Genomic DNA, 14248 nt, shown 5'->3' with positions numbered 1-14248 from the left:
GGCGCGCTCCCGGCCGAGGATCCAGATCGCCTCGACGCCGTCCTTCCAGGTGATCTTCTTGCCCTCCTCGCGGCCCCGCGCGCGGTAGCTGATCGGCACCTCGTACGGGCGGATGCGCCGGCGCAGCAGCTTGCCGGTCACCTCCGCCTCCATGCCGAAGCCCCGCGAGCGGACGTCGAGGGAGCGGTACAGGGCGACCGGCATCAGCTTGAAGCAGGTCTCCAGGTCGCCAATGTACGAGTTGAACAGCACGTTGGCGGCCATGGTGACGCCCTTGTTTCCCATCACGTACCAGAAGCTGTACGCGCTGTGGCTGCCGAAGGTCCGATTGCCGTAGACCACCGTGGCGCGGCCGTCGAGCACCGGGTCGAGCAGCTTGGGAATGTCCTGCGGGTCGTACTCCAGATCGGCGTCGAGGATGACCATGTACTCGCCCTCGGCGTTGTCGACCGCCGTCTTGATGGCGGCGCCCTTGCCGGCGTTGCGCTGGTGGGTGATCACCCGCAGCCGCGCGTCGTCCGCGCGACCGAGGATCTCGCCGGTGCCGTCGCGGCTGCCGTCGTCGACCACGACCAGCTCGATCTCGCACGGGTAGTCGACCGCCAATGCCTGCTTGAGGGCATCCGCGATGCGTTCTTCCTCGTTGTAGACCGGCATGAGGATCGAGAGCTTCACGGGAATCTCCACGGTGGCGGCGACACGTCGGCCCTAGCCTAGCCTGGCAGGTCAGCGCGGCGGGGTGCAGCACCGCCGGGCGTCGGGCTCGGCGCGTTCAGCCGGATGGTGTTTACTTCGCGCCATGTCGGCAGCCGGCTCCCTGCTCGTGGCGGCCCCGCTCGTCGCCCTCCTGTCCCTCACCGTGGCGCTGCGCCCGGCCGGGTCGGACGCTGTCGCCCCGCTGCGCCTCGCCGTGGTCCGGGCCGCAGTGGTCACCGGCGCGTTCGCGGTGCTGACGGTGGAACTGCTCGGCGCGCTGCGCCTGCTGACCCTGCCCGCCTTCGCGGTAGCGTGGCTGCTCTTCGTCACCGCCGCCGTGGCGGCGGCGAGCCGGCGACTCGTCCGCGCCGGCAAGCCGGCCGGGTTCGGCACCGGCCGGGCCGCGGCCGTCGCCGTCCGCGCACGGCTGGCAGACCGATGGCGTACGGCGGGACGGGGCGAGCGGCTGCTGGCCGGCACGGTGGGCGGGATGGTCCTGGTCGAGCTGCTGATCGCGTTGCTCGCCGAGCCGAACAACTTCGACTCGCAGACGTACCACCTGCCGAAGGTGGAGCACTGGGTGGCGCAGCGCAGCCTGGAGTTCTGGCCCACCGCGATCCACCGGCAGGTGACCATCCCGCCCGGGGCGGAGTACCTGCTGCTGCACCTGCGCCTGTTCACCGGCGGCGACCGGCTGCACAACCTGGTCCAGTGGGCCGCCGGGGTGGGCTGCCTGCTGGTCGTCGCCCGGATCGCGGCGCAGTTCGGCGGGGGGCGGCGGGCCCAGCTCCTCACCGCGTTCGTGCTGGGCACCACGCCCATGGTGGCGCTCCAGGCGACCAGCACCCAGACCGACCTGGTCTGCGCCGCCTGGGTGGCCTGCGTGGCGACCCTGGCGCTGGACGGGCTGCGCCGGCGGGCCGGGGTCGGCACGCTGCTGCTCCTGGGCGCGGCGACGGGACTGACCGCGGTGACGAAGACCAGCGGCCTGATCGGCGTCGGCCCACTGCTGCTGCTCTGGGGGATCGGCCAGCTTCGGCTGGCGTACCTCGAAGGGACCGTGCGGAGCGGCGGTGGCGGCCGGCGGGCCGAGATCGCCGCCGACGGACCTGCCCGGCCGGCCCTGGTCGGCGCGGGCGGCGTCGGTCCGCTGCCCGGCGGGAGCGATCGCCGCCCCCTGGTCGGCGAGGTCGACCGGTCGGCGGCGGCCGCCGGGCAGGTGGGATCGGTTCGGCCGGGGCGGCGGCCCGGAAAGCGGTCCCGGGCGGGCGGCATGGCCCGGACAGTGGCCGGCTCGGTGCTGGTGCTGCTGGTGGCCCTGCTGGTGGTCGGCCCGTTCCTGGCCCGCGTGCAGGCCGAGTTCGGGCACCCGTTGGGCCCGCCGAGGCTGCGCAAGTCCATTCCGATGGAGCGGCACGACCCGCCGTCGGTCCTGATCAACGCGTTGCGGATCGGGCACACCGCGCTGGACACGCCGCTCGCGCCGGTCCGGGCGGGCGCGGCCGAGGCGATCATCGCCGGGGCGCGGGTGATCGGCGTGGACCCACAGGACCGGGCCATCACCTTCGGCCGGGAGGTCTTTCCGGTGCCGGCCTGGTACCCCGACGAGGACCGGGTGGCGTTCCCGCTGGCCGGCACGCTGGCGCTGGTCGGGGCGGTGTTCGCGCTGGCCCGTCCGGCCCGGGTCAGCCCCGCCGCGGCCGGTGCCCTGCGCGGGTACGCGGTCGTCGTGGTGACCGCCGTCGCGCTGCACACCACGATGATCAAGTGGCAGCCGTGGGGAAACCGGCTGCTGCTGTACGCCCTGGTCCTGGCGGCCCCACTGGCCGGGCTCTGGCTGGACTCGCTCTTCCGCCGCCGGCTCGCGCCCGAGGGCCGGGACGGCTCGCCCGCCCCAGGGCCCAGCGGCCGGGACGGCTCGCCCGCCGGCACGCCCAGTGGGCGGAACGGTTCCCCGGCCGCGCCGGGCCGCAGGTCGGTGGCGGTCGGGCTGGCGGTCACGATGCTGGCCACGTCCGCGCTGGCCGGGGTGCTCGCCCTGTCGTACGGCTTCCCACGTCGGCTGGTCGGGGCCGGATCGGTCTTCACCACCTCGGAGTGGGACACCCGCTTTCTGCGCCGGCCGCAGTGGGCCGACGAGTTCCGGGTGGCGGCCGACGCGGTCCGGGCCGTCGATGCCCGGCGGATCGGGTTGGTGCAGCAGAACGACAACTGGGAGTACCCGTGGTGGCTCCTGTTGCGCGACGCCGACGGCCGACCGCCCGAGCTGGTGGCGCTCCAGTCGGTGCTGCCGGACCGGCCGCCGGCCGATCCGGCCTCGACGGACGCGATCGTCTGCACCGGCAGCCGGAAGGTCTGCGCCGACCTGGTGCCCGCCGGCTGGACGCTCGTCTGGCGGGGCTACGTCGGGTACGCCCTGCCACCGCCCCGCTGACGCAAGACCCTGCCACGCGGCGGCACCCTCCGCGCGGCGGCACTCTCACGCGACGGGCGCCCTCCACGCGACGGGCGCCCTCTGCGCGGCGGGTCGTTAACAGGGGGCCCCTGCTATACCGAAACCGTTAACAGGGGCCCCTCCTTTCGCTACCTGAGCAGGATCAGGCGGGCGGTGGCGGCGTCACCGTCCTTGGCACCGGCGATGCCGACCGTCGCGCCAACCCGCACCGCCTCGGGTTGGACGGTCGTCCGCCGTTCCACCACGCGCAGGTCGTCGCCGAAGGTCCACGTCATCGTGAAGCCGTCGGTGGACTTCACCGTCATCGAGTCGCCGTCGATCGCGGTGACCTCGCCGCGCTGCACGGCGACGGTCTTCGTGCCGCCGTCCTTCGTCCGCACCACGACCTCGCCGTGCAGAGCGTTCTTCCGCAGCAGCACCCGGGCCTGCCGGCGCTTGCGCCACTGTTCGGCCCGCTCGCCCCGCCGGTCCTTCGCTCCGGCCTCGCCGGTGGCGGGTGCGGGTGCGGGTGCGGCCGACCCTGCGGGCACCGGGGCGGCGACCAGGTCGAGGTCGCCCGCGTCGAAGCCCAACGCGGCGAGCGCCTGCCCCTGCGCGCCCAGCGCGGCGGACACGTCGACCGCGACCTCCTTGCCCGCGCCCTGGGCCACCTGGGCCGGCCCGCAGCCGGTGACGCCCAAGGCGACCGCCGCGAGCAGCGAGGTGGCGGCGATCGCGATCTTCTGACGTGCCATCGGTTCCCTCTCGTCGGTGAGGGTCCAGCGTCGCGCCCCGGTGATCAGGCCGCGTCAGCGCGATGTTCGGGTCGGGTAAGGATCGGCCGGCAGCCGCACGGTGAACGCCGCGCCGCCCTCGGCGGCGTGCCCGGCGGCGATCTCCCCACCCAGCCGACGGACCAGCCCGGCGGCGAGCGCCAGCCCGAGGCCGCTGCCGACCTTGCGTACCCCCCGGTAGCGCTCGTGCAGCGCACCCCGGTCGAAGGCCACCGCCAGGTCGTCGTCGGTGAAGCCGGGGCCGCCGTCGCGTACCTCCAGCACCCCGCTGGCGGCCGGGCCCGCTCCGGCCCGCCGGGCCGCGAGCACCACCGGCGCCCCCGGGGGTACGACCCGCAGCGCGTTCTCCAGCAGCCCGTCGATCACCTGCCGGATGCGCCCCGGATCGGTGTACGCGGGCACCGCTCCGTCGCTGATCTCCACGCGGAACGCCACCCCGACGGCCGCGCAGCGGCCGGCCCAGGTGCGTTCCACGTCGGCGGCCAGCCGGGTCAGGTCGACCGGCACCGGTTCGAGGGGGAAGTCGGCGGCCTCCAACCGGGCCAGCGCGAGCAGGTCGCGGACCAGCCGGTCCAGGTGCTCGGCCTCGGCCAACATGGTGCGTCCGGTCCGCGGTGCCTCGTCCGCGCCGATCACCCCGTCGGCCAGCGCCTCGGCGTATCCGCGGATGGCGGTGAGCGGGGTACGCAGCTCGTGCGAGACGGAGAGCAGGAACTCCCGCTGCCGGCCCTCACTGGTGGACAGCGCGGCGGCGAGCCCATTCAGGGCCAGGGCCAGCTCGGCTACCTCGTCGGGCGGCTCCACCGGCACCCGCACCGCCCGGTCACCGGCGCTGAGCCGGGCGGCGGCGGTGGCGGCGACGCGGATCGGTCGGGCCAACCGGCGGGCCAGCAGCATCCCGGCGGCCAACCCGGCCGCCAGCCCGGCGAGCAGCGGCAGCCAGAGGCCCCGGACGACCCGCCCCCACAGGCCCGGGGTGGCGGGTCGGGTCAGCACCACGCCGTCCCCGCCGGGCAGCGACCGCCCCTCGACGAGGGCGCGTTCGCCGGACACCAGCCGCAGGCCGGAGACGTTGTTGCCGGCGGAGACCCGGTTGACCACCTGCCGGGGCAGGCCTGCGTGGTCGACCGTGCCGGCGCGGATCACGTACACGTCGATGTCCTGCTCGCGGAGCTGGCGGATCAGCCGGTCGCCCGCGGCGTCCCGCTGCCCGGGGGGCCGGACGCGTAGCACGTCGGCGGCGAGCCGGACCTGCGCCGCGAGCGCCTCCTGGTCGCGCCGTTCCTGGCCGCGCACCGCCAGCGGGGCGGCCACGAGCGCGGTGACCAGCACCGAGACGAGGGCGACCGCGCAGGTGACCAGCACCGCGCGGGCGGTGAGGGTACGGCCGACGCGGCGACGCGGTGCCTGGGCCGGACGCGGGCCGATCACCGGCAACGCGACGGTGGGCTGGGCCGGCGCGGACAGGCCGGCGGGGGGCGGGCGGTCAGCCATCGGCGGCGTATCCGACGCCCCGGTGGGTGCGGATCACGCCGGCCGCGCCGCCCAGCTTGGCCCGGACCTGCGCCACGTGCACGTCGACGGTGCGGGTGCTGGAGTGGGCCGCGTACCCCCAGACGGCGGCCAGCAGCTCCCCCCGGGTGAAGACCCGGCCGGGCCGGGCCATCAGGTGCGCGAGCAGGTCGAACTCGGTGTAGGTGAGCTGGATCGGCTCGCCCGACACGGTCACCGTGCGCCGGGTCGGGTCGAGGGTGACCGGGCCGACCGTCCGCACCCGTTCGACGCCCTCGGGCACGCCGACCGTGCGGCGCAGCACGGCGCGGACCCGCGCCACCAGCTCGCGCGGGCTGAACGGCTTCGTCACGTAGTCGTCCGCGCCGAGCTCCAGGCCGATGATCCGATCCACCTCGTCGTCGCGCGCGGTGAGGAAGAGCACCGGCGTCCAGTCGCCGGCCTCGCGCAACCGCCGGCAGATCTCGGTGCCGGCGAGCCCAGGCAGGGCGATGTCCAGGACGCAGGCGACCGGGCGGAGCCGGCGGGCTGCGGCCAGCCCCGCCACGCCGTCGCGTTCCAGGTGTACGCCGAAACCGTCCCTGGTCAGATAGAGCCGGACCAGATCGGCGATGGCCGGCTCGTCCTCGACGACGAGGACAAGCCCGCGCTGCTGTGCGTCGACGGTCACCGGACCATGATTGCCGACCGACGCCCAACGGGGCTGTCAGGACATGTTCGAATCAGGTAAGGACCCGGTCAGTGGACCACGACGGGCCGGAGCGCCGGGCCCCGGGAGGCCGCCGGCGCGTCGCCGATGGTGGCCACGACCCGCTCGCGGGGGATGCGCCGCCGGGCGCGGAACGCGTGGTGCAGCAGCGCGTCGAGCTGCCACACCTGTCTCGGGTGCTGGGTGCGGATGACGAACCGTTCCCGCACGCCGTCGATGGCAGTGGCGGCCAACTCGACCGCCGACTGCCGGGGGTCGGCGCTCCAGGTGACGTCGCTGAGCTCGCGCAGCTCGGCGTTGAGGTGCAGGCGGAGCCGGTGCAGCACCCGCGTCTGCCGGGTGATCACGAGCCGACGGTCGGTGAGCAGCAGCAGATACTCGCCGGCCGCCCGGTTCGGCCGGGTGCACCGGGCGACCAGGACGGTGGCGTCACCGGCGCCGACGCAGCGGCGGAAGACCGGCACGTGCCGGCTGACGGCCTGCGCGGCCAGCCCGGTCTCGGCGGCGGCCGGGAGGAACGTTCGGGAGAAGACGTCCATGACGTGACCAACGACGCCCACCCGGTGCGTGATATGGGCAACGGCCAATCTACGGAACTTCCACCGGAAAGGAAGGGCCCCTTGTTAACGCATCCGGTAGAGAAGGGTCCCCTCCTCACAAACGTCCGGCAGCGGGTTTCGGCAGCGGGTGCAGGGCTTGGCCGTGCGGCCCGGCCCAGGCGACCGGCACCCCGTCGAGGCAGAGCAGGAAGCGGGTCGTGTCGTCCGGTGGGGCTGCGGCGGCGATCCCCGGCAGCACGCCGGGCGCCTCGTTGGCGATCCAGTGCCCGGGCAACCCGGTGACCGTGCGGACGAACCGGGCCCGCGCGTCCGCCGGCACGTACGCGAGCACGGCGCTGTGGAACACCACGAGGGTGGCGTCCGGCGGCGCGGCGGCGGCCAGGGCCGGCAGGTCGGTGAGCAGGTCACCCCGACGCAGCAGGGGCGGGTCGGCGCGGACGATCCGGGCCGCCGCCGCCAACCGCGCCCGCCGCTCGTGCTGCTCGGGCCAGACCAGGGCGGTGAGCCAGCCCAGGTCGTCGGCGTCGGTGACGTCCAGCGGGTTCAGGTCGAGCCCGGCCCGCCACACCACCTGCGGCACCCTCCCGGGCAGCGCGCCGCCGCCCCGGACCGCGCAGGCTAGCTCCACCGGGCTCCCCGCGGGCCCGACCACGTAATCGGGTGCCCCGCAACGCCGGTAGCGGTAGCGGTAGGCGTCCGGGTAGAGGCAGAGGCCGGCGGACGCGCCGACCTCCAGCAGTGCCAGCGGCTGCGGCAGCCGGGCCAGCAGCGGCAGCAGCACCGCGCACCGGGCGGCCTCGTTGGTCTGCGTCCGCCGGGCCCGCACGGTCGCGGCCACCTCGGCCCAGTGCTCGGCCGTCCAGCGTCGGAACGCCGCCGGGTCATCGACCGGGCCACCCAAGTGGCGTACGGCACCGAAGAGCAGGTTGGGCTGCCGCTTCGGCTCCGGCAGGCCGTCGAGGAGCGCGATCAGCCGGCGGTCACCGGCGACCGCGTGGGCCAGCCGCTCGTACGTGGGGGACTCGCCCCGGGCCTCGCACTTGCCGAACTCCCGGTACCACCGCGCGGTGTCCATTCCGGAGAGCCTGCCGGCGGCGGACCCACCGCGCCATGACGGCCGCCACTGTCGCGTCCGGCGGCCGTCAGAGCCGGTCGGGCTCGAACAGTTCGCCGAGCCAGCCGGGGACCGCGGCGGCGTACTCGGCGCGGGTCGGGTCCGGCGTGCACAGCGCACGCCGCCAGGACAGCGCCCGGCCGACCTTGGCCACCGTGACCGCGAGGCCGGCCATCTCCCGCAGGTCGGCGCGGTCGTACCGGTCGGTCCACGGTTCGAGGTACGCGTCGCGCAGCCGCAGCAGCACCGGGTCGCCGTCGGGCAGCTCGAAGGGGTGCGCCACGGAGTTCAGCGTCACCAGCAGCGTCCCGAACGGGTGGGCGACGGAGGCGTCCCCCCAGTCGAAGAAGCGGTGGTCTGCGGCGAACACGTTGCCGTCGTGCAGATCGTCGTGCTGCACGCTGGCCGGCACCCCGGTCGCGGCGAGCCGGCGGCAGCGCTCGGCGTTCCCAGACGGCCGGTTCCCGGTGCCGGGCGAGCGCGTCGCGCAGCGTCTCGCCGCCGTCGGGCAGCAGCGACCAGCCCAGGTCGGCATCGACCGCCACCGGTTCGGGCACCCGGCCGGGGGCGATCCGGGCCAGCACGCCGAGCAGCCCGGCCTCGAAGCGGGTGCCGGCGTTGTTGGCCTTGAACCAGTACGGGCCAGCGTCGGTGGGCACCCGCCACACCAGCGACCAGGGGCGGACGCGGGCCTTCGCCGGCCCGGTGACCCGGCGGCCGGCCCGGCCGAGCCACCCGGCGACCCAGTCGTGGGCGTGGGCCTGCCAGTGCGGGTCGGACCAGTCGACGGGTGGTAGCGAGGAGCCGGTCACGCTGGGCAGGATAGGCAGCCGCGCGGCGCTGAGCGAGGAGTTTCCGCGCCGCTGAGGTGGTCGAGCTGCCTGCGGGACCGCCGCGCCTGGTCAGAGCAGTTCGACGATGGTGGCGTTGGCCATCCCGCCGCCCTCGCACATGGTCTGGAGGCCGTAGCGGATGCCGTTGTCGCGCATGTGTTGGAGCATCGTGGTCATGATCCGGGCCCCGGACGCGCCGAGCGGGTGGCCCAGGGCGATCGCGCCGCCGCGCGGGTTCAGCCGCTCCGGGTCCGCCTCCGTCTCGGCCAGCCAGGCCAGCGGCACCGGAGCGAACGCCTCGTTCACCTCGTACACCCCGATCTCCTCGATGCCCAGCCCCGCGCGGCGCAGGGCCTTCGCGGTGGCCGGAATGGGGGCGGTGAGCATGGTGACCGGGTCGTCGGCGGCGACCACGGCGGTGTGCACCCGGGCCAGCGGGCGCAGGCCGTGGCGGCTGGCCCACTCGGAAGTGGTGACCGCGAGCGCGGCGGCGCCGTCGGAGATCTGGGACGCCGAGCCGGCGGTGACCACGCCGTCGGCGCGGAAGGGGGTCTTCAGGCCGCCCAGCTTCGCCAGCGAGGTGTCCCGGCGGATGCCCTCGTCGGCGGCGAACTTGCCGCCGTCGGCAAGGACCACCGGGGCCAGCTCCGGGTCGAACGCCCCGGCGTCCTGGGCGGCGGCGGCCTTGACGTGGCTGGCGAGGGCGAACTCGTCGAGCTGGGCGCGGGAGAAGCGCCAGCGGGCGGCGATCAGCTCGGCGCCGACGCCCTGGCTGAACGGCAGCGGGTCGTCGTCGGCGAAGCCCTCGACGCCCCGGTAGCGGTCGCGGACCTGGTCGCTGAACGGCATGCCGCCGCCGACGCTGGAGCCCATCGGCACCCGGGTCATCGACTCGACGCCGCCCGCGACCACCAGGTCGGCCTGACCGGACAGCACGGTCGCGGCGGCGAAGTGCAGCGCCTGCTGGCTGGACCCGCACTGTCGGTCCAGCGTGGTGCCGGGCACCGACTCGGGCCAGCCGGCGGCGAGGACGGCGTTGCGGGCGACGTTCCACGACTGCTCGCCGACCTGGGACACGCAGCCCCAGATCACGTCGTCGACCTGCCCGGGGTCGATCCCGGTGCGCTCGGCGAGGGCGCGGAGCACGTGCGCCGAGAGGTCGACCGGGTGCACGGCGGCGAGGTTGCCCTCGCGTCGCCCGACCGGGGTGCGTACCGCACCGACGATGACCGCGTCACTCATGTTTACTCCCCGGTAACCTGGCTGCCCCGATACTACGTCCTCCGCCGTTCGGCCGCCCCCCGCGACGTTGGGCCGACCGGGGGCGGACGCGGCTGGCATCCTGGTGGGATGGAGTCGGCAGGGACCTCCGAAGCGTCGCCGGCCCGGCAGTGGCGGGTGCCGCCGGTCCTGCCGGCGGTGAAGCTGGTGGGCGCGGCGGCGCTGGTCGGGCTCGGGCTGTTGTTCGCCGACGGCGACCGGGTGCGGCTGGTGCTCGCCGGGGTGGTGGCCGCCGGGCTGGCCGGCTGGGCGCTGCGGGACCTGCTGGCCCCGGTGCGGCTCGCGGTCGACCCGGCGGGGATCACGGTGGTCCGCGGCTTCGCGGGCCGGCGGCGGCTCGACTGGGCGGCCATCGAGGCGATCACGGTGGACCGGCGGCCCCGGCTGGGCCTGTCCACGGAGGTCCTGGAGATCGACGCGGGCGAGTCGCTGCACCTGTTCGGCCGGTACGACCTGGACGCCCCGCCCGGCGGGGTGGCCGATGCGCTGCGCGCCGCCCGCCCCTGCTCGACCGGGCCGGACCGGGCTAGCCGGTCAGCATGAGGGTGCGGACGACCGCCAGGGCGAGCAGCGCCACCAGCAGGACGGTCGCGCCGGCGGCCTGGAACAGCGTCCGCCGGGACCGGGGGGCGTACGCCAGCATCAGCGCCATGGCCCCGCCGGTCACCAGGCCGCCGAGGTGGCCCGGGATGGAGATGCCCGGGACGGTCAGGGTGAAGACCAGGTTGATCACCAGGACCGGCAGCACCGAGGAGATGTCCCGTCCCATCCGGCGTTCGATCACGATCAGCGCGGCGAAGAGGCCGAAGATCGCGGTGGACGCACCGGCCGTGGTGGCGTTCTCGGCGCTGAACAGGTAGGCGGCCACGTTCCCGCCGAAGCCGGCGATCAGGTAGAGGGCGAGGAACCGCAGCGGGCCGAGGTTGGCCTCCAGCGACCGGCCGAGCACCCACAGTGCCCACATGTTCAGCAGCAGGTGCACCACGCCGTAGTGCAGGAACATCGCGGTGACCAGGCGGTACCACTCGCCCTGGACGATGCCGTGCACGCTGCCGTCGGGGAACAGGGCCTGGCCGAGCACCGAGCCCCAGTCGGTGAGCGGGGTGCTGCCGCCCATCAGGCCGCCGAAGCCGGAGCCGCCGGCGACCGCGTCGCCGCCCCGGTCGGAGGCGATGGACAGGAGCATGAGCAGCACGTTGAGCGCGATGAGCGCCTTGGTGACGTAGCCGAGGCGGCCGACGGCACCGCCACCGAAGGCGGTACGCGCCGGCCGCACGCTACGGCGTCCCTCGTCCACGCACTCCGGGCACTGGTGCCCGACCGAGGCGTCCCGCATGCAGTCGGGGCAGATCGGCCGGTCGCAGCGGCTGCAGCGGACGTACGTCTCCCGGCCGGGGTGCCGGTAGCAGACCGGGGTGGTCGGCGGGGACTCACTCACGGCCGCTGCCTCCCGGTGCCGCGGGGCGCTCAGTCATGCGAGCAAAGGTACCTCGCCGAGCCGGTCAGGCCGGGACGCGCTCGATCTCGACGCGCTCGATGACCACGTCCTGAAGGGGACGGTCGCTCGGGCCGGTGGGGGTGTTGGCGATCGAGTCGACGATCTTCGCCGACGCCTCGTCGGCCACCTGACCGAAGATGGTGTGCCGGTTGTTCAGGTGCGGGGTCGGGCCGACGGTGATGAAGAACTGCGAGCCGTTGGTGCCCGGCCCGGCGTTCGCCATGGCCAGCAGGTACGGCCGGTCGAAGCGCAGCTCGGGGTGAAACTCGTCACCGAACTTGTAGCCCGGGCCGCCGCGACCGGTGCCGGTCGGGTCACCCATCTGGATCATGAAGCCGCTGATCACCCGGTGCGAGATCGTGCCGTCGTAGTACGGCCCGTTGCCCGGCTGACCCGTACGCGGGTCGGTGTACTCCTTGTTGCCCTCGGCCAGGTCGACGAAGTTGCGGACCGTCTTCGGCGCGTGGTTGGGGAAGAGCTCCAGCCGGATCGGGCCGGCGTTGGTGTGCAAGGTGGCGTAGACAGCCTCGGCCACGGGTACTCCTCACTCGTTGGTCAGTTCCATGCGGATCCTCCCATGTGCCCGATCTGGCAGTACGGAGGCATCCGAAGGTGGAGGATGACGAAGGAACAACTCCCAGGAGGTGGGACCGTGTTTGGAATCGCCCGGCGCAAGACCCAGGGACAGCTGGCGAGGGCCGAACTGAACCAGGGCATCGGCCACCTGAGGCAAGCCGCGACGTACGCGGCCAAGGGGGCCGGCGCCACGGTCGGCCCTCGGGTCCAGGCGGCCCGGGGAGCCGTCGCGCCGACCGCCCTCGTCGTGCGGGACCGGGCGTCCAGCGGTTTCGCGTCGACGGTCGCGGCCCTCGCGCCGCTGGCCCTGGCCGTCCGCAACGCACAGGCCGAGGCGACCGGGAAGGCCGTCGCGGGGAAGAAGGCCGCCGCCGCCCGGCGGGCCGCGGAGAGCAGAAAGGTCAAGGCGAAGATCATGAAGGCGAAGCGGAAGCAGAAGAGGTCGCGCGGGACGATGGTCGGCCTGCTGGCCGCCGGCACGGTCGCCGGCCTGGCCGGCGCCATGGCAATGCGCCGCCGCCGCGAGCAGCAGGAGTGGTCCGAGTACGACCCGACCCGCACCCTGGAACCGGCCCGCGACGAGGTGGACACCCTGGTCGTGGAGACCCCCACGGCGAACGGCGCGAAGGTGACCGATTCATCCACGATGTCCAGCGGATCTCCGGTGGCGGGTGGGCCGACCGGGGCCGGGAACTCGGCGGTGGCCGGCGGCGACAGCGCCTCCACCACCCGGCCCGGCGCCCGACCGGTCGTTCACCCCACCGACCGGGTCCCCTCGGTCGCCGAGGGCGCCCGGGACGTCTCCGGCCGCCCGGCCGACGACCTCGACAAGGCGCTCGGCAAGGGGAACAAGGCCGGGTCCGCCGGCCGTCGCTGACCTCGCGCCATCGCGGCCACGGCGCGGCGACGACCCCCGTCGTCCCGCGCCGTCAGCGTGCCCGGGTGACCGTGCGGCGACGGCCGCCAGGTGCCAGCCGTTGCGGCGGAGCGGTCAGGGCCAGCCGCTACGGCGGAGCCGTCAGAGCCAGCCGTTGCGGCGGAACCAGCGGTACAGGGCCAGCGAGATGGCCAGCATCAGGGCGAGCACGACCGGATAGCCGTACATCATCTTCAGTTCCGGCATGTTCTCGAAGTTCATGCCGTAGATGCCGGCGATCGCGGTCCAGACCGCCGCGATGCCGGCCCAGGCCGCGATCTTGCGCATGTCGTTGTTCTGGTCGACCGTGACCTGGGCCAGCCGCGCCTGGAGGATCGAGTTGAGCAGGTCGTCGTACGAGTTGACCTGTTCGACGGTGCGGCTGAGATGGTCCTGCACGTCCCGGAAGTAGCGCCGCACCTCCTGCGGGATCTCCCGGCTGACCTGAGCGGTGAGGGTCAGCAGCGGGCGTTGCAGCGGCACCACCGCCCGCTTGAACTCGACCAGTTCCCGCTTCATCTGGTAGACCCGCTGGATACGCCCGGTGCTCTGCCGGTCGAACACGTCGGCCTCCAGCACGTCCAGGTCGTCCTCCAGCCGGTCGGCCACCTCCAGGTAGAGGTCGACCACCCGGTCGGTGATCGCGTACGCGACCGCCCAGGGGCCGTGCGCCAGCAGTTCGTGCTTGGCCTCCAGGCCGGCGCGGACCGGGGCGAGCCGGCAGGCGTCGCCGTGCCGGACGCTGATCACGAAGTTCGGGCCGATGAAGAGCATCACCTGGCCGGTCTCGACGACCTCCGAGTTCTCGGTCAGCTCGTCGTGCTCGCAGTACCGGGCGGTACGCAGCACCAGGAAGCTGACCTCGCCGAAGCGTTCCAGCTTGGGCCGCTGCTGGGCCTTCACGGCGTCCTCGACGGCCAGCTCGTGCAGGCCGAAGGTGTCGGCGATCGCGGTCATCTCGGCCAGCTCGGGCTCGTGCAGGCCGATCCAGACGAACCCGCGCTCGCGGCGGGCGGCGGCCAGCGCCTGCGCGTAGTGCCAGTCCCCGGGCTGCCGCCGGCCGTCGACGTAGAGGGCGGAGTCCATGACCGCGCTGCGGCCGGTGCCGGTGCCGCGCGGCGTGGGGGCGCGTTGGCTGCCGTCGGCGTTGAGGATCCTGGTCATCGCCCGCACCGGGGCCCAGGCCCTGGGCTTGATCGCCCGCCCCCCGGTTGGCGACGTGGCCTCGCTCCGCTCCGCCCGGTCCGACATGGCGACCCCCTCCCCACGCTGCCGCGACCGCCGACGCCGCCGCGGGTAGCAGGGTACGCCCGCCAGACCTGGGC

The 14248-nt window shown here is 74.4% G+C and carries 14 protein-coding genes; 3 read left to right on the top strand and 11 right to left on the bottom strand.

What is annotated here, in order from left to right; genetic code table 11:
* A partial coding sequence (locus E1258_RS21710; protein ID WP_132404322.1) for a glycosyltransferase family 2 protein occupies positions 1-675 on the bottom strand: 675 nt, incomplete at its 3' end.
* 124 nt (positions 676-799) lie between these two features.
* On the opposite strand from E1258_RS21710, the gene E1258_RS21705 reads away from it, so the two are divergent.
* Entirely contained in the window at positions 800-3130 is a 2331-nt protein-coding gene (locus E1258_RS21705) for a hypothetical protein (RefSeq protein WP_243715612.1), read from the top strand.
* Between the two features lie 149 nt (positions 3131-3279).
* Here the strand turns inward: E1258_RS21705 and E1258_RS21700 are convergent, their stop codons facing one another.
* The 7 genes from E1258_RS21700 to E1258_RS21670 form a co-directional block, all read right to left on the bottom strand.
* Positions 3280-3885, bottom strand: coding sequence for a hypothetical protein (locus tag E1258_RS21700; RefSeq protein WP_132404319.1), 606 nt, complete (start codon positions 3883-3885; stop codon positions 3280-3282).
* A gap of 54 nt (positions 3886-3939) precedes the next feature.
* Complete coding sequence (locus E1258_RS21695) at positions 3940-5418, bottom strand: HAMP domain-containing sensor histidine kinase (RefSeq protein ID WP_132404316.1); 1479 nt, start codon at positions 5416-5418, stop codon at positions 3940-3942.
* Complete coding sequence (locus E1258_RS21690; protein ID WP_007073670.1) at positions 5411-6106, bottom strand: response regulator transcription factor; 696 nt, start codon at positions 6104-6106, stop codon at positions 5411-5413. Before E1258_RS21690 ends, E1258_RS21695 begins: the two co-directional genes overlap by 8 nt.
* A gap of 68 nt (positions 6107-6174) precedes the next feature.
* Positions 6175-6684: a hypothetical protein gene (locus E1258_RS21685; protein WP_132404325.1), complete on the bottom strand. Its 510-nt coding sequence runs from the start codon at positions 6682-6684 to the stop codon at positions 6175-6177.
* Positions 6685-6799: 115 nt separating this feature from the next.
* Positions 6800-7780, bottom strand: coding sequence for a DUF2332 domain-containing protein (locus E1258_RS21680; RefSeq protein ID WP_132404313.1), 981 nt, complete (start codon positions 7778-7780; stop codon positions 6800-6802).
* A gap of 67 nt (positions 7781-7847) precedes the next feature.
* Positions 7848-8354 carry a phosphotransferase gene (locus E1258_RS35065; protein WP_371688654.1) on the bottom strand — a complete coding sequence of 169 codons (507 nt, stop codon included), beginning with the start codon at positions 8352-8354 and terminating at the stop codon, positions 7848-7850.
* Positions 8355-8721: 367 nt separating this feature from the next.
* On the bottom strand, positions 8722-9894 hold the full coding sequence (locus E1258_RS21670; protein ID WP_132404310.1) for an acetyl-CoA C-acyltransferase: 1173 nt from the start codon (positions 9892-9894) through the stop codon (positions 8722-8724).
* Between the two features lie 108 nt (positions 9895-10002).
* On the opposite strand from E1258_RS21670, the gene E1258_RS21665 reads away from it, so the two are divergent.
* Complete coding sequence (locus E1258_RS21665; RefSeq protein ID WP_132404307.1) at positions 10003-10476, top strand: PH domain-containing protein; 474 nt, start codon at positions 10003-10005, stop codon at positions 10474-10476.
* Here the strand turns inward: E1258_RS21665 and E1258_RS21660 are convergent.
* Together E1258_RS21660 and E1258_RS21655 are read right to left on the bottom strand one after the other, a co-directional pair.
* Positions 10460-11371, bottom strand: coding sequence for a rhomboid family intramembrane serine protease (locus E1258_RS21660; RefSeq protein WP_132404304.1), 912 nt, complete (start codon positions 11369-11371; stop codon positions 10460-10462). The genes E1258_RS21665 and E1258_RS21660 overlap by 17 nt on opposite strands.
* 64 nt (positions 11372-11435) lie before the next feature.
* Positions 11436-11966, bottom strand: a complete 531-nt coding sequence (locus E1258_RS21655; RefSeq protein ID WP_132404301.1) for a peptidylprolyl isomerase — start codon at positions 11964-11966, stop codon at positions 11436-11438.
* Between the two features lie 84 nt (positions 11967-12050).
* On the opposite strand from E1258_RS21655, the gene E1258_RS21650 reads away from it, so the two are divergent.
* Positions 12051-12884 (top strand): hypothetical protein, encoded by an 834-nt coding sequence (locus tag E1258_RS21650; RefSeq protein ID WP_132404298.1) that lies wholly within the window; start codon positions 12051-12053, stop codon positions 12882-12884.
* Between the two features lie 141 nt (positions 12885-13025).
* On the opposite strand, the gene corA is transcribed toward E1258_RS21650, so the two are convergent.
* Complete coding sequence (corA, locus tag E1258_RS21645; RefSeq protein WP_132404295.1) at positions 13026-14174, bottom strand: magnesium/cobalt transporter CorA; 1149 nt, start codon at positions 14172-14174, stop codon at positions 13026-13028.
* Positions 14175-14248 lie beyond the last annotated feature (74 nt).

It is taken from the genome of Micromonospora sp. KC207 (assembly GCF_004348615.1).
Lineage (GTDB): Bacteria > Actinomycetota > Actinomycetes > Mycobacteriales > Micromonosporaceae > Micromonospora.
The sequence above is the reverse complement of the archived record's forward strand: the minus strand, read 5'-3'. Positions and strand labels throughout refer to the sequence as shown.